Source organism: Variovorax sp. LARHSF232, from assembly GCF_052871435.1.
Map to the genome: position 1 here is coordinate 232,491 of NZ_JBIXJS010000002.1, position 21,412 is coordinate 253,902.

The 21,412-nt window shown below is 65.4% G+C and carries 19 protein-coding genes; 12 read left to right on the forward strand and 7 right to left on the reverse strand.

The window, feature by feature from the left end:
• Positions 1 to 54 precede the first annotated feature (54 nt).
• The 8 genes from ACIPRI_RS06550 to ACIPRI_RS06585 all read left to right on the forward strand — a co-directional run bounded on the left by ACIPRI_RS06550 (position 55) and on the right by ACIPRI_RS06585 (position 7,818).
• Positions 55 to 1,158 carry an ABC transporter ATP-binding protein gene (locus ACIPRI_RS06550; RefSeq protein WP_446620610.1) on the forward strand — a complete coding sequence of 368 codons (1,104 nt, stop codon included), beginning with the start codon at positions 55 to 57 and terminating at the stop codon, positions 1,156 to 1,158.
• 71 nt (positions 1,159 to 1,229) lie between these two features.
• On the forward strand, positions 1,230 to 2,504 hold the full coding sequence (locus ACIPRI_RS06555) for an ABC transporter substrate-binding protein (protein WP_446620611.1): 1,275 nt from the start codon (positions 1,230 to 1,232) through the stop codon (positions 2,502 to 2,504).
• The gene (locus ACIPRI_RS06560; RefSeq protein WP_446620612.1) at positions 2,485 to 3,381 is read left to right on the forward strand and encodes an ABC transporter permease; all 897 of its coding nucleotides are present in this window, start codon (positions 2,485 to 2,487) and stop codon (positions 3,379 to 3,381) included. The genes ACIPRI_RS06555 and ACIPRI_RS06560 overlap by 20 nt, the downstream gene beginning before the upstream one ends.
• The gene (locus tag ACIPRI_RS06565; protein ID WP_446620613.1) at positions 3,378 to 4,286 is read left to right on the forward strand and encodes an ABC transporter permease; all 909 of its coding nucleotides are present in this window, start codon (positions 3,378 to 3,380) and stop codon (positions 4,284 to 4,286) included. Before ACIPRI_RS06560 ends, ACIPRI_RS06565 begins: the two co-directional genes overlap by 4 nt.
• Positions 4,287 to 4,303: 17 nt before the next feature.
• The gene (locus tag ACIPRI_RS06570; protein WP_446620614.1) at positions 4,304 to 5,038 is read left to right on the forward strand and encodes an aspartate/glutamate racemase family protein; all 735 of its coding nucleotides are present in this window, start codon (positions 4,304 to 4,306) and stop codon (positions 5,036 to 5,038) included.
• Between the two features lie 47 nt (positions 5,039 to 5,085).
• Complete coding sequence (locus ACIPRI_RS06575; RefSeq protein ID WP_446620615.1) at positions 5,086 to 5,982, forward strand: pirin family protein; 897 nt, start codon at positions 5,086 to 5,088, stop codon at positions 5,980 to 5,982.
• Positions 5,983 to 6,076: 94 nt separating this feature from the next.
• Positions 6,077 to 7,147 carry a flavodoxin family protein gene (locus ACIPRI_RS06580; RefSeq protein WP_446620616.1) on the forward strand — a complete coding sequence of 357 codons (1,071 nt, stop codon included), beginning with the start codon at positions 6,077 to 6,079 and terminating at the stop codon, positions 7,145 to 7,147.
• Positions 7,148 to 7,287: 140 nt separating this feature from the next.
• Positions 7,288 to 7,818, forward strand: coding sequence for a Spy/CpxP family protein refolding chaperone (locus tag ACIPRI_RS06585; RefSeq protein ID WP_446620617.1), 531 nt, complete (start codon positions 7,288 to 7,290; stop codon positions 7,816 to 7,818).
• A gap of 82 nt (positions 7,819 to 7,900) precedes the next feature.
• On the opposite strand, the gene ACIPRI_RS06590 is transcribed toward ACIPRI_RS06585, so the two are convergent.
• Positions 7,901 to 8,269, reverse strand: a complete 369-nt coding sequence (locus tag ACIPRI_RS06590) for a hypothetical protein (RefSeq protein WP_446620618.1) — start codon at positions 8,267 to 8,269, stop codon at positions 7,901 to 7,903.
• A gap of 213 nt (positions 8,270 to 8,482) precedes the next feature.
• Here ACIPRI_RS06590 and ACIPRI_RS06595 point away from each other — a divergent pair, with 213 nt between their 5' ends.
• From ACIPRI_RS06595 to ACIPRI_RS06610, 4 genes are read left to right on the forward strand one after another with little or no spacing between them, the layout of a single operon-like run.
• Positions 8,483 to 9,241 carry an endonuclease/exonuclease/phosphatase family protein gene (locus tag ACIPRI_RS06595; RefSeq protein ID WP_446620619.1) on the forward strand — a complete coding sequence of 253 codons (759 nt, stop codon included), beginning with the start codon at positions 8,483 to 8,485 and terminating at the stop codon, positions 9,239 to 9,241.
• Positions 9,238 to 10,497 carry a cardiolipin synthase ClsB gene (gene clsB, locus ACIPRI_RS06600; protein WP_446620620.1) on the forward strand — a complete coding sequence of 420 codons (1,260 nt, stop codon included), beginning with the start codon at positions 9,238 to 9,240 and terminating at the stop codon, positions 10,495 to 10,497. Before ACIPRI_RS06595 ends, clsB begins: the two co-directional genes overlap by 4 nt.
• Positions 10,494 to 11,483: a lysylphosphatidylglycerol synthase domain-containing protein gene (locus ACIPRI_RS06605; RefSeq protein WP_446620621.1), complete on the forward strand. Its 990-nt coding sequence runs from the start codon at positions 10,494 to 10,496 to the stop codon at positions 11,481 to 11,483. The genes clsB and ACIPRI_RS06605 overlap by 4 nt, the downstream gene beginning before the upstream one ends.
• 51 nt (positions 11,484 to 11,534) lie before the next feature.
• Positions 11,535 to 12,032 (forward strand): polyhydroxyalkanoate granule-associated phasin, encoded by a 498-nt coding sequence (locus tag ACIPRI_RS06610; RefSeq protein ID WP_446620622.1) that lies wholly within the window; start codon positions 11,535 to 11,537, stop codon positions 12,030 to 12,032.
• Here the strand turns inward: ACIPRI_RS06610 and ACIPRI_RS06615 are convergent.
• The 6 genes from ACIPRI_RS06615 to dnaA all read right to left on the reverse strand — a co-directional run bounded on the left by ACIPRI_RS06615 (position 12,001) and on the right by dnaA (position 21,267).
• Entirely contained in the window at positions 12,001 to 13,161 is a 1,161-nt protein-coding gene (locus ACIPRI_RS06615) for a metallophosphoesterase (protein WP_446620623.1), read from the reverse strand. The two genes, ACIPRI_RS06610 and ACIPRI_RS06615, sit on opposite strands and share 32 nt — an antisense overlap.
• Positions 13,162 to 13,251: 90 nt before the next feature.
• Positions 13,252 to 13,737, reverse strand: coding sequence for a hypothetical protein (locus ACIPRI_RS06620; RefSeq protein ID WP_446620624.1), 486 nt, complete (start codon positions 13,735 to 13,737; stop codon positions 13,252 to 13,254).
• Positions 13,738 to 14,512: 775 nt separating this feature from the next.
• Positions 14,513 to 15,490 carry a fasciclin domain-containing protein gene (locus tag ACIPRI_RS06625; RefSeq protein ID WP_446620625.1) on the reverse strand — a complete coding sequence of 326 codons (978 nt, stop codon included), beginning with the start codon at positions 15,488 to 15,490 and terminating at the stop codon, positions 14,513 to 14,515.
• A 349-nt stretch (positions 15,491 to 15,839) separates the two neighbouring features.
• Positions 15,840 to 18,461, reverse strand: a complete 2,622-nt coding sequence (gyrB, locus tag ACIPRI_RS06630; protein ID WP_446620626.1) for a DNA topoisomerase (ATP-hydrolyzing) subunit B — start codon at positions 18,459 to 18,461, stop codon at positions 15,840 to 15,842.
• Between the two features lie 125 nt (positions 18,462 to 18,586).
• Positions 18,587 to 19,693, reverse strand: a complete 1,107-nt coding sequence (gene dnaN / locus ACIPRI_RS06635) for a DNA polymerase III subunit beta (RefSeq protein WP_446620627.1) — start codon at positions 19,691 to 19,693, stop codon at positions 18,587 to 18,589.
• A gap of 194 nt (positions 19,694 to 19,887) precedes the next feature.
• Positions 19,888 to 21,267 (reverse strand): chromosomal replication initiator protein DnaA, encoded by a 1,380-nt coding sequence (gene dnaA, locus ACIPRI_RS06640; protein ID WP_446620628.1) that lies wholly within the window; start codon positions 21,265 to 21,267, stop codon positions 19,888 to 19,890.
• Between the last annotated feature and the right edge of the window lie 145 nt (positions 21,268 to 21,412).

Consider the following 21,412-nt stretch of genomic DNA (forward strand, 5'->3'; position numbering starts at 1 on the left):
TGCCGCCCCAGCCTGGTGCGAAGGCGATGGCACATGTCTTGCGAAGCCGTCCGCATGGACGCAGCAGCAGCCACCACCAACACCATCGCGGTTGAAATCGTCGCGCTGACCAAGCAGTACGCGATCGACATCCCGGCCGCCGTCGACCAGATCGACCTGCGCATCGCCAGCGGCAGCTATTGCTGCCTGCTGGGTCCCTCGGGCTGCGGCAAGAGCACCACCTTGCGCATGATCGCCGGCCACGAGACGGTGACGCATGGCGACATCCTTCTGGAGAACCGCAACATCACCCGGCTGCCGGCGGCTGCCCGCGGCACCGCCATGATGTTCCAGAGCTTTGCCCTCTTCCCGCATCTCTCGGCCCTGGACAACGTGGCCTTCAGCCTGAAGATGAAGGGCGTGGCCAAGGCCGAACGGCACCGGCGCGCGGCCGAGCTGCTGGAGCGCGTGGCCATGGGTCACCTGGCGCAGCGCAAGCCGGGCGAGCTGTCGGGCGGCCAGCAGCAGCGCGTGGCGCTGGCGCGTGCCCTGATCACCGAGCCCAAGGTGCTGCTGCTGGACGAGCCGCTGTCGGCGCTCGACCCCTTCTTGCGCGTGCAGATGCGCGCCGAGCTGCGCCGCTGGCAGAAGGAACTGGGCCTGACCTTCATCCACGTCACCCACTCGCAGGAAGAGGCGATGGCGCTGGCCGACACCATGGTGGTGATGAACCATGGGCTGATCGAGCAGGTCGGCTCGCCGCACCAGGTCTACAACCACCCGGCCAGCGAGTTCGTGGCGCGCTTCATGGGCGGGCACAACGTGCTGCAAACGCCGGCCGGCCAGGTGGCGGTACGCAACGACCACATGAGGATCGTGCCTGCCACGGAGCCCGGCGACAGCGGCCTGCGAGCCACCATCACCGACCTTGAATACCAGGGCATCTATGTGCTCTTAGGCCTGGCACTTGCCGAGGCCCCACCTTCGCTCAAGTCGGTCTCGGTGCTGCTGCACGAGAGCCATTTCCTGGCGCGGCCCTTTGCACTGGGGCAGCAGGTGCTGCTGTCCTGGGAGGAGGCGCATGCCCGCCTGCTCGGCCCCGGCGCGCAGCGGCCGGCCATGCGGACGTCGCAACCACAAAAACCCCGACGAGACGAACTGGCGGCCATGGCGGCCTGAATCCCAGCGTGCATCGCGCGCGCACACCTTCACCCACCCCACCGAATCATCAACACCTGGAGACTCCATCCATGTCCGACGACGCCTTCGACACTTCTTCTTCCGGCATCCAGCGCCGCGCCCTGCTGCAAGGCACGGCCGGCATCCTGGCCACCGGCATCGCGCCCTTCGTGCATGCGCAGGAAAAGATCGTGCTGCGCTACCTGGGCACGGCGGTGAACCAGGACAAGGCCATTGCCGAGAAGTTCAAGGCCGACACCGGCATCGAGATCCAGTACGTGGCCGTCACCACCGACGACGTGACCAAGCGCGCCGTGACAGCGCCCAACAGCTTCGACCTGATCGACACCGAGTATTTCTCGCTCAAGAAGATCGTGCCCACCGGCAACCTGAAGGGCATCGACACCAGGAAGATCAAGAACGCCGGCAAGATCACGCCCCTGTTCACCCAGGGCGAGGTGGGCGGCCAGAAGGTGGGCGACCAGGGCACGGCGCCCAAGAAGGTGATCTTCCTGGAAGGCGAGAAGAGCAAGAAGTTCTCGGCCACGCCGACGCAGTACATGTCGCTCATTCCGACGGTGTACAACGCCGACACGCTGGGCATTCGGCCCGATCTGATCAAGCGCCCGATCGGCTCCTGGGCCGAGTTGCTCAACCCCGAGTTCAAGGGCAAGGCGGCGATTCTCAACATCCCCTCGATCGGCATCATGGACGCGGCGATGGTGGTGGAGGCCAAGGGCATCCACAAGTACGCCGACAAGGGCAACATGAGCAAGGCCGAGATCGACCTGACCATCAAGACCCTGATCGAGGCCAAGAAGGCCGGCCAGTTCCGCGCACTGTGGAAGGACTTCAACGAGTCGGTCAACCTGATGGCCTCGGGCGAGGTGGTGATCCAGTCGATGTGGTCGCCCGCCGTGACCGCCGTGCGCACCAAGGGCATCGCCTGCACATTCCAGCCGCTCAAGGAAGGCTATCGCGCCTGGGCCGCCGGCTTCGGCCTGCCGGCCACGCTGTCGGGCAGGAAGCTGGACGGCGCCTACGAATTCATCAACTGGTTCCTGGACGGCTGGGCCGGTGCCTACCTGAACCGCCAGGGCTACTACAGCGCCGTGCTGGACACCGCCAAGGCCAAGATGGAGGCCTACGAGTGGGCCTACTGGATGGAAGGCAAGCCCGCCGCCAAGGACATCAAGAGCCCGAACGGCGACTTGCTGGCCAAGGCCGGCGCGCTGCGCGACGGCGGCAGCTACGAGCAGCGCATGGGCGGCATCGCCTGCTGGAACGCGGTGATGGACGAGAACGAGTACATGGTGAAAAAGTGGAATGAATTTGTCGCGGCCTGACGCGAACACCGTCGCCGCGTGGTGGCAGGCGGCGCCGTTCGCGCTGGTGTTCCTTCTCTTCTTCCTGGTCCCGCTCGGGCTGATCGCCATGGTCAGCCTGTGGAACTTCAACGAGTACGAGCTGATTCCCGCGCTCACACTGCGCAACTACCTGAGCATCTTCGAGGGCTGCTCGCAGCTCACCGACAACGGCGACCTTTGCGTCACCTTGTCGACCTACCTCAGCACCCTCAAGTTCTGCCTGCTGGTGTGGGCCATCACGCTGGCGCTGGGCTTCACGGTGGCCTACTTCCTGGCCTTTCACGTGCGCTCGAGCACGGTGCAGACGGCGCTCTTCGTGCTGTGCACCGTCCCTTTCTGGACCTCCAACGTGATCCGCATGATCTCCTGGGTGCCGCTCCTGGGCCGCAACGGGCTGGTGAACCAGGGGCTGATGAGCGTAGGGCTGGTGAACGAGCCGGTGGAATGGCTGCTGTTCTCCGACTTCTCGGTGGTGCTGGCCTTCGTTCACCTCTACACCATGTTCATGATCGTACCGATCTTCAACTCGATGATGCGCATCGACCGTTCGCTGCTGGAGGCCGCCAGCGATGCCGGCGCCAGTGGCTGGCAGACGCTGTGGAACGTGATCGTTCCCCTGTGCAAGTCGGGCATCGTGATCGGCTCGATCTTCATCATCACCATCGTCATGGGCGACTTCGTCACCATCGGCGTGATGGGCGGGCAGCAGATCGCCTCGGTGGGCAAGATCATCCAGGTACAGACCTCCTACCTGCAGTTCCCGCTGGCAGCGGCCAATGCGGTGATCCTGCTGGCGGTGGTGCTGATGATCATCTGGGCGCTGACCCGCATGGTCGATATCCGCAAAGAGCTATGAGCGGCACCAGGGCCTACCACCTGCGCGACCCGCGCCCGGCCGGCTTCTGGCCCCTGGCCCTGGTCTTCGGCCTGTTCCTGCTCTTCCTCTACGGGCCGATGATCACCATCTTCGTGCTCAGCTTCCAGGGGCCCGAGGGCGGCCTCACCTTCCCGTTGCGCGGCGTCTCGCTGCACTGGTTCCACAAGCTGGCCGAGGGCCTGGGCACGGTGGACATCGGCGCGGCCTTTCGCCGCTCGCTGATGCTGGGCACGGTGGTGATGGCCTTCACCATCGTGCTGTCGGTGCTGGCGGGCCTGGCCTTTCGCAAGCGCCTGCGCGGCGGCGATGCCCTGTTCTACATCGCGGTGGCCAGCCTGATCATGCCGTCCATCATCGTCTCGCTGGGCATCGGGCTGCAGTTCCGGCTGCTCGACACCGGCGTGAAGGAACTGCTGGGCGCGCTGGGCGCCGAGGACCTTCTGGAAGGCTATGGCACGGCGCTGGGCCTCATGAGCTCGGCGCTGGGCGCGCACCTGACCTGGACCCTGCCCTTCGGCCTGCTCATCATGTTCGCGGTGTTCAACCGCTTCAACCCGGCCTTCGAGGAAGCGGCGCGCGACCTCGGCGCCACCCCGTGGCAGGGCTTCGCCCACGTGGTGCTGCCGCTGATCGGGCCATCCATCGTGGGCATCGGCATGTTCGGCTTCACCCTGAGCTGGGACGAGATCGCCCGCACCTCGCAAGCCATCGGCGACGTCAACACGCTGCCGCTGGAACTGCAGGGCCTGACTTCCACCGTGACCACGCCGGCCATCTACGCCTTGGGCACGGTGACCACCATCGTCTCGCTGCTGGTGATGGCCGCGGCCCTGGGCGCGGCGGCATGGCTCGGGCGGCGCGCCAGGTCGCGCGGCAAGGCCTGAACGATCGGCGGCGCGCGATGCCTTCGCTGCTGGTCATCAACCCCAACACCTCGAGTGCGGTCAGCGCGCTGCTGCAGTCGCACGTGCAGCAGACGATCGGCAAGGCGGCCGAGGTGCGCACCCTCACCGCGCGCTTCGGCGCCGCCTACATCGCTTCGGAAGCCAGCTATGCAGTGGCCCAGCACGCGGTGCTCGATGCCTGGGCCGTGGCGCTGAGCAAGGCCCCCAGGCCCGACGCGGTGCTGATCGGCTGCTTTGGCGATCCGGGCCTGTTTGCGTTGCGCGAAGGCGCGGGCGTGCCGGTGGGAAGCCTCGCGCAAGCTGCCTTTGCCGCCGGCGCCGCGCACGGCCGCTTTGCCGTCGTCACCGGGGGCGAGCGCTGGGGGCCCATGCTCTCGCGCCTGGCCGGCGCACTGGGCCATGGCCACACGCTGGCCGGCATCCACACGGTGGTGCCCAGCGGCGCCGAACTGGCGGCCGATCCGCAAGGCGCACGCCAGTTGTTGGCGCAGGCCTGCCAGGACGCGGCGCAGCGTTTCGATGCGCAAGCCGTTGTGCTGGGTGGCGCCGGATTGGCAGGCATTGCGGCCGACATCGAAGGCGCACTGGCGGTCCCGCTGATCGACAGCGTGCAGGCCGGCGCTCAGTGGGCGCTGCAGCGACTGCATCAGGCGCGTGACACCGTGGCGGGCCCGGACCGCTTCGGTGTCGCGTGGGAAAACCTGTCCTGGGAAATGGGCGCGCTGCCCTGAATCCACAAGGCCCGCGCGGTCGGGCCAACGGTGCCACCATCGCGCTCATGACCAGCGCACACCACCCCTCTCATGTGACGCTTCCCGCCCTGGCACGGCCGCGCGGCATCGACCGCATCGTGGCGGGCGTGTCCACCAGCGACGGCGACGGCGTGAAGCTCACACGCGTGCTGCAGCAGACCCTGCAGCAGCGCCTGGACCCATTCCTGATGCTGGACGCCTTCGGCAGCGACAACCCGGGCGACTACATCGGAGGCTTTCCCAACCATCCGCACCGCGGCTTCGAGACCGTGACCTACATGATCGCCGGCCGCATGCGGCATCGCGACAGCGCCGGCCACGAAGGCCTGCTGGAAAACGGCGGCGTGCAATGGATGACCGCGGGACGCGGGCTGGTGCACAGCGAATTGCCGGAGCAGGATCACGGCCGCATGGAAGGCTTTCAGCTCTGGCTCAACCTGCCGGCCAAGGACAAGATGCGCGAGCCTTGGTATCGCGACATCCAGAGCGCCGAAATCCCCGAATACATCGGCGAAAGCGGCGTGCAGGTGCGCGTGATCGCCGGCATCAGCAACGGCGTGCAAGGCGCGGTGCAGCGTGAACACACCGAGCCGCTGTACCTGGACATCCAGCTGCCGCCCGGCAGCGAATTTGCAGAGGCGCTGCCGCCACAGCACAACGCGCTGATCTACGTGTTTCGCGAATCGATCTTCATCGGCAGCAGCGAGGTGCCGACCAAGCGCATGGCGATCCTGGCCAACGAAGCCGACAGCGATGGCGTTCGGCTGCGCGCCCCGCGCACCAACCACAGTCCGGCGCGCGTGCTGCTCATTGCCGGCAAGCCGCTGCGCGAGCCGATCGCGCAATACGGCCCTTTCGTCATGAACACGCGCGACCAGGTGGTACAGGCCGTGCACGACTTCCAGAGCGGCAAGCTGGGCTGAATCCGACATTCGATTTCTTCTTGCGGCGCAGGCCTACCGCGCATTGCGCCATCGCCCCATCGCGAAGCGGCGCGGGCCGCCATAGATTGGCCGAATGACCTCCGTCCGCAAGGGCCAGGCGCCGGCCCCGCTAGAACGCGCCGCCTTTCACGAACGCTTCATGGGCGCCTTTCGCGATCCGGCCTTCAAGCGCGAATCCGACGCGTTGTCGCGCATCGCGTTGATCGCCTGGGAGGCCTATCAGGAAGGCCGCAAGGCGCCGCTGACGCAAGCGGCCGGGCCAGGCTATGCCGACCCGAGCTACGAGCTTTCCGTCGAGTGGCTGCAGACCAAGGCACGCATCGACCAGGCGCAAGCCGCCTGGAAGGATCCGGCCACGCCTTCGCGCGTACTGCTCGTCAACGGCTCCCCGCGCAACGACGGCAGCTGCCCGGGCGAGATCTCCAAGACCTACCGGCTGCTGCAACTGGCGCGCGAGCAGATCGAGGCGGCGCAGATCCACGCCGACGTGCTGGACCTGAGCCTGCTCACTTCCGGCTACAACCTGCACATCCATCCCTGCAAGGGCTGCGTGTCGACCGCCATGCCGCTGTGCCACTGGCCCTGCAGCTGCTATCCCAATCATGCGCTGGGACAGACCGGCGACTGGATGGCCGAGATCTACGAGCGCTGGGTGGCGGCCCACGGCGTCATCGTCTTCACGCCCAGCCATTGGTACCAGGCCACCAGCGCGCTCAAGCTCATGGTGGATCGGCTGGTGTGCGCCGACGGCGGCAACCCCGATCCCACCTCGACGCATGGCAAACGGCCGGCGGAAGCCAAGGCATTGGAGGAAAAGGGCTGGCCCTATCCCAAGCACCTGGCGGGCCGCGTCTATGGCGTGGTGGTGCACGGCGACGTGGGCGGCGTCGAGAGCCTGCGCCGCAACCTGTGCGACTGGCTGGACTGGATGGGCCTCATCGATGCCGGCGACCAGGCGCGGCTGGACCGCTACATCGGCTACTACCGACCCTATGCCAGCAGCCACGAGGAACTCGATCGCGACGAAGGCGTGCAGGAAGAAGTGCGCAACGTGGCGCGTGCCGTCGCGCATGCCGTGGCGCTGCTGCGCGCCGGGCGCCTGCCCGAACCCGGCGATGGCCTCTCGGCCCCCAGGCCGAAATGAGCTCGAAGCCGGCCGCAGCCGCCTTCATCCTTCTTTACGCAATTCCATCGATCGGCTCACAGTTCGTATACGCGCGCGGACCACACTTTCCTTCACCTGCTGCCCGTTGGCGGCGGATTTCCAAGGAAAGGAAGCCTTTCATGATGATCTCCAGGAAGACTCGACAAATCGTGTGGACCGGCCTGCTGGCCAGCGCGGCCTTTGCCGCTTCGGCCCAGACGCCGCCACCTGCACCGGCCGCCGGCGCGCCCGATACGGCACCCCGCATGGAGCAGCGGCACGGCGGCGATCCGGCCAAGCGCTTCGAGCAGATGCAGCAAAGGCGCGCGCAGCACCTGGCGGCCCTGAAGGAAAAGCTCAAGCTCGATGGGTCACAGGAATCGGCCTGGGGCAGCTTTGCCGCGGCCCAGCAGCCTGCCGCACGTCCCATGCAGCGCCCCAGCCGCGAAGAACTGGCGAAGATGACCACGCCGCAGCGCCTGGACCTCATGCAACAACGCCGGGCCGAGCGCACGGCCGCCTTTTCCAAGCGTGCTGACGCCACGCGCGGCTTCTATGCTGCGCTGAAACCGGAGCAGCAAAAGACCTTCGACGCCGAGACCCTGCGCTTCGGCCCGCATGGCGAGCGCCACCATGGGCCGCACGGCCACCAGGCACCAGCCAAGAGCTGACCCGCCGGCCCGCGCCGTACAGAAGAAAGCCCGCGATTGCGGGCTTTTGTTCGTTGCGGAACAAATGCAGCGCTTTGCGCCGTCAGTCAGGCGTAGCGACCTTGCCGTCCGGGTTGGTCGGCACGGTGGAGCGTTCGCCCGTCTCGCCGAAACGCGGCCTGGACGCGAACAGCCCCTGGCGCACATCGGCGCGCGAGGCCTCGACACTGGGCAGCGTCTGCATGTTGGGCTGATTGTTGGTCATGGTGCTGGCTTCGCCAGCCGCGGACGGCACCGGCGTGTTCGCCGTATTGCGAACCGCGGCGCGTGCCTCGGCGCGAACTTCCTCGCGCGAGTTGGCCATCTGCCCGGTGTCGACCGGCTTCTCCGGCTTCTGTGCCAGCGCAGCACCACCGCCCAAGGACAGCACCAGTGCCACCATCAGGCTCGTCTTGCGTGAATCCAATTTCATGGCGGTCTCCTTGCGTCGTGATGACGCGTGAAATCCATGCTACGAAGGCCCCTGCGCATGGGCTGTAAGAGGGCCCAGCTTTACCTGTAGGAACGCGCCACGGTTGCGCGCAGGTCACGTCTTTGAAACTCGGTGCCCGTCCTACAGGCACGGCGGCGGGGCAGCACTACAACTGTCAAAGTGCAGATCCCAAGCGCATCCGCCCTGCCCGCCATGCAAGCCTCGCCTGTCTCCCTGAAGGTGATGACGGTGAACACGCACAAGGGCTTCACCGCGTTGAATCGCCGTTTCATCCTGCACGAGTTGCGCGATGCGGTGCGAACAGTGGGCGCCGACCTGGTTTTTCTGCAGGAGGTGCTGGGCACGCATTCGCGCCACTCGCGCAAGATCGAGAACTGGCCGCAGGCGCCGCACTATGAATTTCTGGCCGACACCATGTGGCCGCAGTTTGCCTATGGCCGCAATGCGGTCTATCCGCGCGGCCATCATGGCAACGCGCTCTTGTCGAAGTTTCCGATCGTGCACTATCGCAATCACGACGTGTCGCTGAACGGCGTGGAAAAGCGCGGCCTGCTGCACTGCGTGCTGCGCCTGCCGGGTCGCACGGTGGACGTGCATGCCATCTGCGCGCACCTGGGCTTGTCGGAGATCCAGCGCGAGCAGCAGCTCGATCTCCTGTGCCGCATCGTGCGCGACGAGGTACCGGCGCAAGCACCGCTGATCGTGGCCGGCGACTTCAACGACTGGCGCGGCCGCGCCCACCAGCTGCTGGCTGAAGGCGCGGCACTGCACGAGGTATTCGTGCGGGCCCACGGCCGCGCCGCGCGGACCTTTCCGGCCCGCTTTCCGGTGCTGCCGCTGGACCGCATCTACGTTCGCAATGCCGGCGTGCATGCGCCGGTGGTGCTGCCGCGCAAACCCTGGTCGCATCTGTCGGACCACACGCCACTGGTGGCGGAGATCGAGTTATGAACGGTTCAAGCCGCCAGCGCTGGGTGCCGGGCAACCGGGTCGAGCTGCTCGAAAACGGCGAGCAGTTCTTTCCCCGTTTGGTCGAGTGCATCGCCCAGGCCCGGCGCGAAGTGATCATCGAGACCTTCATCCTGCTGGAGGACCCGGTGGGCGAACAGTTGCGTCAGGTGCTGATCGAGGCGGCGCAGCGCGGCGTGCGGGTCGACATCATGGTGGATGGCTTCGGCTCGCCCGACCTGTCAGCCGACTATGTGCTGTCGCTGACCCGGGCCGGCGTCAAGCTGCGCGTGTTCGACCCGGGCACGCGCCTGATGGGCCAGCGCCTGAACCTGATCCGGCGCATGCATCGCAAGATCGTGGTGATCGACGGCGAGCGCGCCTTTGTCGGCGGCATCAATTTCTCGGCCGACCAGCTGCAAAGCTTCGGGCCCATGGCCAAGCAGGACTATGCGGTGGAAGTGGTCGGGCCGGTGGTGACGCAGATTCATCGCTTCGTGCTGCGCGCCATTGCCGTAGGTGCCAAGGCGCCGGCCTGGTTTCGCCGGCGCGTGCGCGCGGCCGAACCGGCAGCGATCGCGCCGGCCGGCGGCGCTGACGTGATGTTCGTGTCGCGTGACAACCGGCGCCATCCCGAAGACATCGAACGCCATTACCGGGCCGCCATCCGCAGCGCGCGCCAGCGCATCGTGATCGCCAACGCCTATTTCTTCCCTGGCTATCGCCTGATCAAGGAAATGCGGCGCGCAGCCCGGCGCGGGGTCGACGTGCGGCTGATCCTGCAGGGCATGCCCGACATGCCGATCGTGAAGACCGCCGCCAGCATGCTCTATCACCATCTGCTGCATGCGGGCGTGCAGATCTACGAATACTGCGATCGGCCGCTGCACGGCAAGGTGGCGCTGGTGGACGGCCGGTGGAGCACGGTGGGCTCCAGCAACCTCGACCCGCTGAGCCTGTCGCTGAATCTGGAAGCCAACGTGATCGTGCGCGACGAAGGCTTCAACCGCGTGTTGGCCGAGCGGCTGGATCAGCTGGTGCGCGATGCCTGCAAGAAGATCGACCCGGCCGATCTGTCGGAATGGAGTGGCTGGCGGCTGGTGCGCAGCTTCTTCATCTTTCACTTCCTGCGCTGGTATCCGCGCTGGGCCGGCTGGCTGCCGCGCCACGCGCCGCGGCTGCTGCCGGCCGAGACGCTGGTGAGCCAGGACAAGGACCAGGCGACAGGCCCAGCTGCCCCTGGAACGCAGACACCATGACCGCCAGCGCTCATCCCCTGACCCAGCGCCCCTGGTGGCCGGTGGCCAAGCGGATGGCGGCGCTGCTTTTCTTTGTCTGCGTCGCCGCCCTGCTGCTGCACCAGGCCCGCAGCATCGACTGGCAGGAGGTGTTGCAAGCCATCCGCGAGCTGCCGCTGCCCACTTTGCTGACGGCAGCCGCCCTGGCTGCCTGCAGCCACCTGCTGTACAGCAGCTACGACCTGCTGGGGCGGCACCTCACCGGCCACTCGCTGGGGACGCGAACGGTGATGGGCGTCACCTTCATCAGCTATGCCTTCAACCTGAACCTGGGCTCCACGGTAGGCGGAGTCGCCTTTCGCTTCCGCCTCTATTCGCGCCTGGGCCTGGCGACCGGCACCATTACCCGCATCCTGGGTATCAGCCTGATCACCAACTGGGCCGGCTACCTGGTGGCGGCCGGCATCGCCTTCTGCTTCTGGCCGCCGGCCCTGCCGCCGGACTGGAAGCTCAGCGGCGAGGGCCTGCGCATCGTCGGCGCCGCCGCCTTGCTGGCGGCCGCCGGCTACGTGCTGTTCTGCATCTGGGCACATGGCCGCAGCTGGTCGGTGCGCGGCCACAAGATCGAGCCACCCGGGCCGGGCATGGCGGTGCTGCAGCTCGCCATGTCCTGCACCAACTGGTCGCTGATCGGCGGCGTGCTGTGGGTACTGCTGCAGGGCAAGGTGGGCTATCTGCATGTGCTGGCGGTGCTGCTGAGCTCGGCATTGGCCGGGTTGATCGTGCGCGTCCCGGCCGGCCTGGGCGTGCTGGAGGCGGTGTTCGTCGCCCTGCTCGCCTACCGCGTGCCGCAAGGACAGCTGCTGGCCACCTTGCTGGCCTACCGCGGCATCTACTACCTGCTGCCGCTGATGCTGGCCACCATCGCCTACGCCATCACTGAAATGCGGGCGCGGCGCCTGCGGCCGCCTTCGTCCGCCAAGCGGCGGCAAAAGGGCTACGTGTAACGCCCTTTACCTGGGACTTGGCTTGAATGCTGCAGTGCAGCAAAATGGGTCATGACCTCTCGCTACTTCAACCCCATCGCACTCTGGGCCGACGTCGTCGCCAAGACCGGCGACATGCTCCTGTCTTCCAGCACCGTGGTGCAGATCCGTACCGACCGCATGCTGCGCAGTGGCATGAACCCCAGCGAGGCCGATATCCACGAATTCGGGCTGATGAACCATGAAAAGGTGGCAGCCGTCAGCGAATCCGGCACCGCCATGGTGAGCCAGTTGCATGCCACCCAGTTTGCGCTGACCCACCGCGTGGTGCGCCAGTCGCTGCAGGCGGTAGAAGCGCTGGCCGCCCTGATGGTGAGCGTTTCGCCTGCGCAGGCCGCGGCGCAGGCGCAGCGGCTGCTGAAAGCCAGCAACCGGACGGCGGCCACCGCCAGCCAACTGTCGAGCGCGGCCGCGCGCATTGCCCAGCGCGGGCTGCGGCCGATCTACACGCGCGCAACCTCCAACGCCAGCCGCCTCGTCAAGGCGCAGGCACCAGCCGCAGCAAGGTGATTTCCGAAGGGGCGCCAAAGCGCTTGGGTGGTCCCCAGTAGCCAGTGCCCCGGCTGACGTAGATCCACATGTCGTGCAGCCGGTGCAGGCCGGCGGTGAAAGGTTGCTGCAAGGGCACGAAGAGGTTCCAGGGAAAGAACTGGCCGCCATGGGTGTGGCCGGAGATCTGCAGCTGGTAGCCCGCCTGCGCCGCCGCAATGGCGCTGCGCGGCTGGTGCGCCAGCAAGAGGCGCGTGTGCACCTGCGGCGGGGCGTCGCGCACTGCGCCTTCCGGGTCGCTGGCATGGCTGGCGTCGAAATGGCCCGCCGTGTAGTCGGTGACGCCGGCCACCACCAGCGCGCTGTCGTTCACTTCCTCGTCGGTCTGCGCGCCGTAGACGTTGCGGGTCTGCAGCACTACATGCTCGTTCAGGAGCACCTTCAGGCCCAGGCGGCGCAGCTCGTCGATCCAGTCGTGCGCGCCCACGTAGTACTCGTGATTGCCGGTCACCACGAAGGTGCCGTGCCGGGTCTTCAGGCGCGCCAGCGGCGCCACGTGGGTGCGCAGCTCGCTCACCGAGCCGTCGACCAGGTCGCCGGTGATGGCCACCATGTCCGCACCCAGCCGGTTCACCGCATTCACGATGCGTTCGATGTAGCGCACCCGGATCGTCGGCCCGACGTGGATGTCGCTCAGCTGTGCAATGGTGAAGCCGTCCAGCTGGCTGGGCAGTTGGGCAATCGGAATATCCACCCGCCGCACGCTGGCGGTGCGCCGGGCATTGAAAAAGCCCACCAGGGTCACCAGCGTGGCCAGGCCAGGCACCGCCAGCGCGCTCAGCGTGCGCCAGGCCTGGGCGTCGGCGACCGATGCCAACCAGCCGCCAAGCAGCAGCAGGTCGCGCAGCAGGGTCAGCACCAAGAGGGACGAGAACCAGCCCATGCTGACCAGCCCGGTCCATTTCAGCCAATTGGGCGCTTGCCAGCGCCGGCGCGACAGGAAAGGCAAAGGAATGCTCAGCGCCGACACCAGGAGCAGAAGGCCAAAAGCCGGCCAGGCCGGCGTGACGTCGGCCAGTGCCGGCAGCAAGCGCACGGCGATCAGCGCATGCAGCAAGGCAATGAGAGTGGTGAGCGGACAAAGCGCCATTGCGGTGAGTATGCTGCAGCGCAGCAATGATTGCTTGCCAGGCCCTTGGCGAGCCGCGGCAGCTGGAGGCCTGGGGTCCCCTTCAGATGTCTATTGCAGCGCCGCCTGAGCCGCCGGAGGGGCGCTCAGGTTCGACGGCCAGACAAAGACGGCCCTGGCGGCGCTGCCATGCACCACGTTCATCGGCTGGATCAGGGTCAGGCCATCCAGTGTGGCTTCTACCGTGTAGCTGCCGGGCGCCAGGCGGGCCAGCAGATGCGGCGCGTCTGCCATCACTTCCAGCACCTGGTAGCCGTTGTAGGCATCGCGCACCCGCAACTTGACGCCGGTCACCCGGTTTCGGCCATCGCCGGGCCGGTTCATGGAGAACTGGAAGCTGGCCGCCCAGCGCGGCGCCACTGTTTCCATGAAGGCGGCCTCCGCCTGGCCGCTGCCACCGCACATGTACTCGATGCCCTGGGGCGCCATTCGGATCGGCGGATTGCCGGTCACGGCTGCGTGGCCGGGGGCCAGGCAGCTGCCAAGTACCAAGGCCAGCCCCAGGGGGCGCAACGACAAGGCAGTGGTTTTCATCATCTGGACTCGCTATCTCTTCTTCAATCAGGGAGGGCTCCACCTGTCAAAGCAAGACTGATGCGCGCTTCTCCCCTTCCCGGATCCACCTGGTCTGGCCGACTGATCGGAGGCAGAACAAGGGCCACCGTTTGTATCGCTCGGGAAACGTTTCTTCGAGAGGACAAACCCGTTGCGGTGCGCGGACGGGCGGTACTGGATATCCAGTGGTCCGCTTTTTCCAGGCCTACGCGGCCTTCCGGGCACGAGGATGGTGTTGGGCTTTTTCCAAGGTGAACAAAACTGTCCACGTGGCGCGTCTGTTCTTGCTATCTCTTCTTATTCTTCTATTTCAAATTAGTAGTAGTAGTAAGGGACGCACCTTTCTGTGGAAATCCGTCTTTTTTCCTTCTGCATCAAGCACTTGCCTGCACTCGACCACTGTGCGCAGCCCTGCTTCGCAACTGCGCCGCAAAAAGGAACAAGATTCGCCGATGCCATCGCCCTGTGGACAACGGCCTGCTTGTGCCGGAACTGTCCCCAGACTTGTGCTTTGACAGGGCGAAGCGGAATCGTTAAAGGCGCTTTTCGGGTCGAAAAATCAACTGCCCAACAATTGAGCAGATTGTTCTTTGTCCTTGTAAATCAACAACTTGGAAGCGCCTTACACAGTAGTCCTGGAGTTGTTCACAGACTTGCCCAAGATTTGTGGGGAGAAGCTGGGTGGCAAAAAAAAACGCCACCCGAAGGTGGCGTTCTGGTTGGCGAAGGCGAGCAACCTTCGTCGAAGGGCCGGAACTCAGGCGGCCGGCAGGATCACCTTGTCGCAAACGTGAACGACACCGTTGGTGTTGAGCACGTCGGCCTGCGTGAGGTTGCAGACGCGGCCGCGCACGTCGATCACCTGGAAGCTGGCGTTGACCCGGATGGTCGAGCCTTGCACGGTGGCGACGGCTGCGTCGGTCTGGAACTCCTTCTTGAACTTGCGCGCAGGCACCATGTGGCAGGTCATGATCCTTCGGCACAGCGCAGCGTCGGCCAGGAAGACCTGCAGCGTGATGTTGAGTTCGATGAACACCGCAGTGAACGCTGCGTCGGTCGGGCAGAAGAAGGTGACGGGGCCGGGCTGCTTGAGCGTTTCGGTAAGACCCGCCGCAGCGATCGCCTGCACGCAGATGTCGACCTGCGGCGTTTCGTCACAGGTCACCACGATGTCCTTGTTGGCCGGCAGCATCACACGATCGATCGTATGGAGCGCGCCGTTCAGTGCCACCGAGTCGGTGCCAACGAGCGTACAGACGCGATTTCGGCCGTCCGTGGCCTTGAAGACATTGTTCTCCTTGTCGATCTTGAAGAAGCCGCCCCCGATGGGCTCGATGGCATGGCCTTCGACGATGGCCTCGGTGAACTGCACCTTGCCCAGGATGTGGAACCGCAGGATCACGGTCAGCGTCGCCTTGTCGGCAAAGACCTGGTCCTTGCTTCGCCCCGTTTCGCCCAGGAACGCGGTGAAGCCGTCATTGGTGAACGCGAACACGGTGTTGGTGCCCGAGGCCTCGAGCGTTCCGCGCAGGCCGCAGGCATTGACCGCCTCGACGAACACGCTGAGTTCCGGCTTGGATTCAGCGAGGTTCATGAGGTTCTTGCGCTCGTCCAGCTGGGTGCCAATGGTTTCATCGTCACTCCCTCCGCCGCAACCGGGCAGGAAAAGGGATCCGCCGAGTGCGGCGGCTCCGTAGGTGATGAGTTGGCGGCGGCGGTTCGGAAAGTTCGACATGGCAAGGCTCCTCAAGTTGTTGAACACGTGGGAGCAAGCATGGCCAGCGCTGTGCGTGGCCGTCGCAAGTGACATTCGCACAGGAAAGTAGGACATGGCTACAAGCGCATGCCAGCGCGTGTAGGCGCCGGCTGATACGCCAGCGCGCAGTTTTCACTTATAGGAGCTTCTCAGCGCAGGCTTTTTCGGCTGAAGAATTTCTCTGCCTCTCAAGCAAATCTGGCTCTGCCACTTTGCTTGATCCTCCGCGGGGCTCAGAAAGAGAACAGCGACCACTTGGGTCGCTGTCAGGTCCTCGCTATTTCAGTTCGAAGCGGCAAAGCGATGCGCGCGTCGACAGTAAGAACAACTAGACGTCGATATTCGCCGCCCGCAGCGCGTTCTGCTCGATGAACTCGCGGCGCGGCTCCACCTCGTCGCCCATCAGCATGGTGAACACGCGGTCGGCCTCGATGGCGTCGTCGATCTGGACGCGAAGCAGGCGGCGCACGTTCGGGTCCATGGTGGTTTCCCACAGCTGCTCGGGGTTCATCTCGCCCAAGCCCTTGTAGCGCTGGCGCGCGGTGGCATGTTCGGCCTGGCCGATCAGCCAGCGCATGGCGGTGCGGAAATCGCTCACCTTCTCTTCCTTGGCCTTGTCGCCTTCGCCGCGGCGCACCGTGGCGTCGTCGCCCAGCAGGTTGCGGAAGGTGTTGGCGGCTTCGGCCAGCGCGGCGTAGTCGGCGCCGTGCACGAAGTCCTGCGTCAGCACGCTGCTCTTGATGTTGCCGTGGTGGCGGCGGCTGATGCGCAGCAGCGGCTTGTCGGTGCGGGCGTCGAACTCGCTCGCCACTTCCGCCGGCACGCCGGTGGTGTTGAGCTCGCGCAGCTTGGCTTGCAGCGCCACTGCCGAGGCTTCGGCCGCGGCGGTGGTGTCCAGATCCAGCGCCACGCCGTCGGCAATGGCGCGCAGCGCTTCGGCGTCCATGAAATTGCCCAGGCGGGAAATCACCGCTTCGGCCAACTGGTGCTTGCGCGCCAGCTCGCCCAGGGTGTCGCCGCTGATCAGCGCGGGCTTGTCGCCACCGGTGGCAACGCTGGCGTCCTTGAGCGCGACTTTCAGCAGAAAGGCGTCGAGCGCAGACGCATCCTTCAGGTACTGCTCCTCCTTGCCCACCTTCACCTTGTAGAGCGGCGGCTGCGCGATGTAGATGTGACCGCGCTCCACCAACTCGGGCATCTGGCGGTAGAAGAAGGTCAAGAGCAGCGTGCGGATGTGCGCGCCGTCCACGTCGGCGTCGGTCATGATGATGATGCGGTGGTAGCGCAGCTTGCTCACGTCGAAGTCGTCCGAACCGCCCGCGCCGCTGTCGCCGGCCCGGCCGATGCCGGTGCCCAGGGCGGTGATCATGGTCAGGATTTCGTTGCTGGTGAGAAGCTTCTCGTAGCGCGCCTTTTCCACATTCAGAATCTTGCCGCGCAGCGGCAGGATGGCCTGGAACTTCCGGTCGCGGCCCTGCTTAGCCGAGCCGCCGGCGGAGTCGCCCTCCACCAGGTAGACCTCGCACAGCGCCGGGTCCTTTTCCTGGCAGTCGGCCAGCTTGCCCGGCAGGCCCATGCCGTCGAGCACGCCCTTGCGGCGCGTCATATCGCGGGCCTTGCGCGCGGCTTCGCGGGCACGGGCGGCCTCGACGATCTTGCCGCAGATGATCTTGGCGTCGGCCGGGCGTTCCTGCAGGTAGTCCGACAGCAACCGGCCGACGATGTCCTCGACCGGCGCGCGCACCTCGCTGGAGACCAGCTTGTCCTTGGTCTGGCTGGAGAACTTGGGCTCGGGCACCTTCACGCTCAGCACGCAGCACAGGCCCTCGCGCATGTCGTCGCCGGTGACTTCGACCTTGGCCTTCTTGGCGAAGTCGTTCTCTTCGATGTATTTGTTGATGACGCGCGTCATGGCCGCGCGCAGTCCGGTCAGGTGGGTGCCGCCGTCACGCTGCGGGATGTTGTTGGTGAAGCACAGCACCTGCTCGTTGTAGCCGCTGTTCCACTGCATCGACACTTCGACGCCGATGTGGGTGCCCGGAATGCCACCGTAGGTCTCGGCCGGCTTTTCGCCTGCGGCGTAGAACGGCGTGGGGTGCAGGACCTGCTTGCCCTTGTTGATGAACTCGACGAAGCCCTGCACGCCGCCGGCGCCGGAGAAGTCGTCTTCCTTGCCGCTGCGCTCGTCGACCAGGCGAATGCGCACGCCGTTGTTCAGGAACGAGAGCTCGCGCAGGCGCTTGGAGAGGATCTCGTAGTGGAAATCGCTGTTCTCCTTGAAGATCTCGGTGTCGGGCAGGAAGTGCACCTCGGTGCCGCGCTTCTCGGTGGCGCCGGTGATCTTCATCGGCGAGACCTCGACGCCGCTCACCGTCTCGACGATGCGGTTCTGCACGAAGCCGCGGCTGAACTCGAGCGAATGCACCTTGCCTTCGCGGCGCACCGTCAGGCGCAGCATCTTCGACAGCGCGTTCACGCAACTCACGCCCACGCCGTGCAGGCCGCCCGAGACCTTGTAGCTGTTCTGGTTGAACTTGCCGCCGGCGTGCAGTTCGGTCAGCGCGATTTCGGCGGCACTGCGCTTGGGCTCGTGCTTGTCGTCCATCTTCACGCCGGTCGGGATGCCGCGGCCGTTGTCCACCACCGAGACCGAGTTGTCGGTGTGGATTGTGACGACGATGTCGTCGCAAAAACCCGCCAGCGCCTCGTCGATGGAGTTGTCCACCACTTCGAACACCAGATGATGCAGGCCGGTGCCGTCAGAGGTGTCGCCGATGTACATGCCGGGGCGCTTGCGCACCGCTTCCAGACCTTCGAGGATGGTGATCGAGCCTTCGCCATAGCTGTCGGCCGAAGGCGGCGTGATTTCCACGGGAATGGCGCTTTCGATATCAGCCTCGTAGACCGGCTCGGTGTGCGGCACATCGGGCTTGATTTCTTCGCTGCTCATCAATCTTTCCTCTAACTCTCTGGGCACCCTGGGAGGTGCCGACATTCATCACTTCACTTGCAAAAATCAACTCGCGGCCGGCTGCGACGGGCCGCGGGCATGGCGCCAACGCCGGGGCGATGGGCTTAGATCCGCATGGGCATCACGACGTACTTGAACGTGCTGTTCTCGGGGATCGTCACGAGTGCGGAACTGTTGGAATCGGCCAGCTCGATGCGCACCATGTCCTGGCTCATGTTGGCCAGGGCCTCGATCAGGTAGCTCACGTTGAAGCCGATCTCGATGGCATCGCCGCCGTAGTCGATGTCGAGCTCGTCCTGCGCCTCTTCCTGCTCGGCATTGTTGGAGGCGATGCGCAAGGTGCCCGGCTCGATGTTCAGCCGCACGCCCTTGAACTTCTCGGACGTCAGGATGGCGGTGCGCTGCAGGCTGGCCAGCAGCGGCGCGCGGCCCAATGTCACGCTGTTCTTGTGGCCCTTGGGAATCACGCGGTTGTAGTCGGGGAACTTGCCCTCGACCAGCTTGGTGACGAACTCCATGCCGCCGAAGCTGAACTTGGCCTGGTTGTTCGCAAACTGCATCTCGATCGCGCCTTCGGCGTCGGACAGGAGGCGCTGCATCTCCAGCACCGTCTTGCGCGGCAGGATCACTTCCTGGCGCGGCACTTCCACGTCCAGCATGGCGGAGGCAAAGGCCAGGCGGTGGCCATCGGTGGCCACCAGGCTCAACTGCTTGCCTTCGGCCACGAACAGGATGCCGTTCAGGTAGTAGCGGATGTCGTGCACCGCCATGGCGAAGGACACTTGGCTCAGCAGGTCCTTCAGGGTTTTTTGCGGCACGCTGAAAGCGGGGCCGAAGTTGGCCGATTCCTGCACCAACGGGAAGTCTTCCGCCGGCAGGCTCTGCAGGGTGAAGCGGCTCTTGCCGCCCTTGAGCACCAGCTTGTTCTGGCTGGATTCGAGGCTGACGGTCTGATCCGCCGGCATGGTGCGCAGGATGTCGACCAGCTTGCGTGCGCCGACCGTGGTGGTGAAGGCGCCTTCGTCGCCGCCCAGCTCGGCGCTGGTGCGGATCTGGATTTCCAGGTCGCTGGTGGTGAGCTGGATCTGGCCACCGGCCTTGCGGATCAGCACATTGGCCAGGATCGGCAGCGTGTGCCGACGCTCGACGATCCCTGCCACCGACTGCAGTGCGGCCAGGACTTTGTCTTGAGTTGCCTTCAGGACGATCATGTGTCTACCTCTTCTCTTCCTTCTTTGTTCGATTCAGTGCCACGGCCCAGCGCCGCCGCCTGCGAGGGTACCTAACGAGCCTAACCCTTTCGTGAAACACCGCGGAACCGGCTTTGCCGGGCCGCTGGTGTTGCCCCCTTGAGGGGGGATCCGAAGCGACACGAAGTGCGCGCAGATTCGGGGGTGGGCTTGCGTCATCCCTTGAGCGTCTGCTCGAGCACGTGCAGCTGCTGGTTGAGTTCGGTCAGCTGCTGGCGCTCGCCGGAAATCTTGCGCACCGCGTGCAGCACGGTGGTGTGGTCGCGCCCGCCAAAGAGCTCGCCGATCTCGGGCAGGCTCTTTTGCGTGAGTTCCTTGGCCAGGTACATGGCGATCTGGCGCGGCCGCGCAATGGAGGCCGGGCGCTTCTTGCTGTACATGTCCGCGACCTTGATCTTGTAGTAGTCCGCCACGGTCTTCTGGATGTTTTCCACCGAGATCTGCCGGTTCTGGATCGACAAGAGGTCGCGCAGCGCCTCGCGCGCCAGCACGATCGAGATCTCTTTCTGGTTGAAGCGCGAATAGGCCAGGATCTTGCGCAGCGCGCCTTCGAGCTCGCGCACGTTGGAGCGCACGTTCTTGGCCACGAAGAAGGCCACCTCTTCGGGCATCTCGGCGCCTTCGGCGCGCGCCTTGTTGATCAGGATGGCCACCCGCATCTCGAGCTCGGGCGGCTCGATCGCCACCGTCAGGCCCGAATCGAAGCGCGAAACCAGCCGCTCGTGGATGTCCGCCAGGCCCTTGGGATAGGTGTCGCTGGTCATCACGATGTGCGACTTCTTGGCCAAAAGGGCTTCGAAGGCGTTGAAGAACTCTTCCTGCGTGCGGTCCTTGTTGGCGAAGAACTGCACGTCGTCGATCAGGAGCAGGTCGAGCGAGTGGTAGCGCTCCTTGAACTCGTCGAAGGTCTTGCGTTGATAGGCCTTGACCACATCCGAAACGAATTGCTCGGCATGGATGTAGAGAACTTTGGCGTCGGAGCGGTCGGCCAGCAGCCGGTTGCCCACCGCGTGCATCAGGTGCGTCTTGCCCAGGCCGACGCCGCCGTAGATAAAGAGGGGGTTGTACAGGTGCCCCGGCATGCCGGCCACGTGCATGGCGGCGGCGCGCGCCATGCGGTTGGCCGTGCCTTCCACCAGGTTGTCGAAAGTCAGGCCGGCGTTCAGGCGGTTCTTGAAGCCGGCCGCTGCCGGCTCCTCGCCCAGGCCACCCACTTCGCGTGGCACGTCGGTTTCGACAAGGGTCGCGACAGCCATAGGCCGTACGGGCGCTTCACGAGGAGCAAGCGCTAACTCAATGATCACGGGCTGACCATAAAGCTTCTCCGCCAGGGCGGCAATCTTGCCTGCATACTGGGCCCGGATCCAGTCCAGCTTGAAGCGGTTGGCGACGAAAACGGTCACGCGCGAAAGGTCGTCCGCGACCTGTGCGGTCAGCGGCTTGATCCAGGTATTGAACTGCTGTTCGGACAACTCCTGCGCGAGCTGGTCGACGCAGGCCTGCCACAGGCTGTCGCCGATGCCGTCACTGGACATGGGCGTGTGGATACAGGGTTTGTCCCTCGATCATTTGTCGTTCTTGCTTTGTGGATAGTTGCTTGCGCGATGCGCCTCGCATTCTAACTTGTCAAAACCTTATCCACATCGCCTGGCGGGCCCCGGAAAAGACGTACGGAACTGC

Bases quoted from the DNA above. Each gene is read 5' to 3' on its own strand.
- ACIPRI_RS06550 (WP_446620610.1), top strand. From the start codon at position 55: ATGGACGCAGCAGCAGCCACCACCAACACCATCGCGGTTGAAATCGTC.
- ACIPRI_RS06555 (WP_446620611.1), top strand. From the start codon at position 1,230: ATGTCCGACGACGCCTTCGACACTTCTTCTTCCGGCATCCAGCGCCGC.
- ACIPRI_RS06560 (WP_446620612.1), top strand. From the start codon at position 2,485: ATGAATTTGTCGCGGCCTGACGCGAACACCGTCGCCGCGTGGTGGCAG.
- ACIPRI_RS06565 (WP_446620613.1), top strand. From the start codon at position 3,378: ATGAGCGGCACCAGGGCCTACCACCTGCGCGACCCGCGCCCGGCCGGC.
- ACIPRI_RS06570 (WP_446620614.1), top strand. From the start codon at position 4,304: ATGCCTTCGCTGCTGGTCATCAACCCCAACACCTCGAGTGCGGTCAGC.
- ACIPRI_RS06575 (WP_446620615.1), top strand. From the start codon at position 5,086: ATGACCAGCGCACACCACCCCTCTCATGTGACGCTTCCCGCCCTGGCA.
- ACIPRI_RS06580 (WP_446620616.1), top strand. From the start codon at position 6,077: ATGACCTCCGTCCGCAAGGGCCAGGCGCCGGCCCCGCTAGAACGCGCC.
- ACIPRI_RS06585 (WP_446620617.1), top strand. From the start codon at position 7,288: ATGATGATCTCCAGGAAGACTCGACAAATCGTGTGGACCGGCCTGCTG.
- ACIPRI_RS06590 (WP_446620618.1), bottom strand. From the start codon at position 8,269: ATGAAATTGGATTCACGCAAGACGAGCCTGATGGTGGCACTGGTGCTG.
- ACIPRI_RS06595 (WP_446620619.1), top strand. From the start codon at position 8,483: ATGCAAGCCTCGCCTGTCTCCCTGAAGGTGATGACGGTGAACACGCAC.
- clsB (WP_446620620.1), top strand. From the start codon at position 9,238: ATGAACGGTTCAAGCCGCCAGCGCTGGGTGCCGGGCAACCGGGTCGAG.
- ACIPRI_RS06605 (WP_446620621.1), top strand. From the start codon at position 10,494: ATGACCGCCAGCGCTCATCCCCTGACCCAGCGCCCCTGGTGGCCGGTG.
- ACIPRI_RS06610 (WP_446620622.1), top strand. From the start codon at position 11,535: ATGACCTCTCGCTACTTCAACCCCATCGCACTCTGGGCCGACGTCGTC.
- ACIPRI_RS06615 (WP_446620623.1), bottom strand. From the start codon at position 13,161: ATGGCGCTTTGTCCGCTCACCACTCTCATTGCCTTGCTGCATGCGCTG.
- ACIPRI_RS06620 (WP_446620624.1), bottom strand. From the start codon at position 13,737: ATGATGAAAACCACTGCCTTGTCGTTGCGCCCCCTGGGGCTGGCCTTG.
- ACIPRI_RS06625 (WP_446620625.1), bottom strand. From the start codon at position 15,490: ATGTCGAACTTTCCGAACCGCCGCCGCCAACTCATCACCTACGGAGCC.
- gyrB (WP_446620626.1), bottom strand. From the start codon at position 18,461: ATGAGCAGCGAAGAAATCAAGCCCGATGTGCCGCACACCGAGCCGGTC.
- dnaN (WP_446620627.1), bottom strand. From the start codon at position 19,693: ATGATCGTCCTGAAGGCAACTCAAGACAAAGTCCTGGCCGCACTGCAG.
- dnaA (WP_446620628.1), bottom strand. From the start codon at position 21,267: ATGTCCAGTGACGGCATCGGCGACAGCCTGTGGCAGGCCTGCGTCGAC.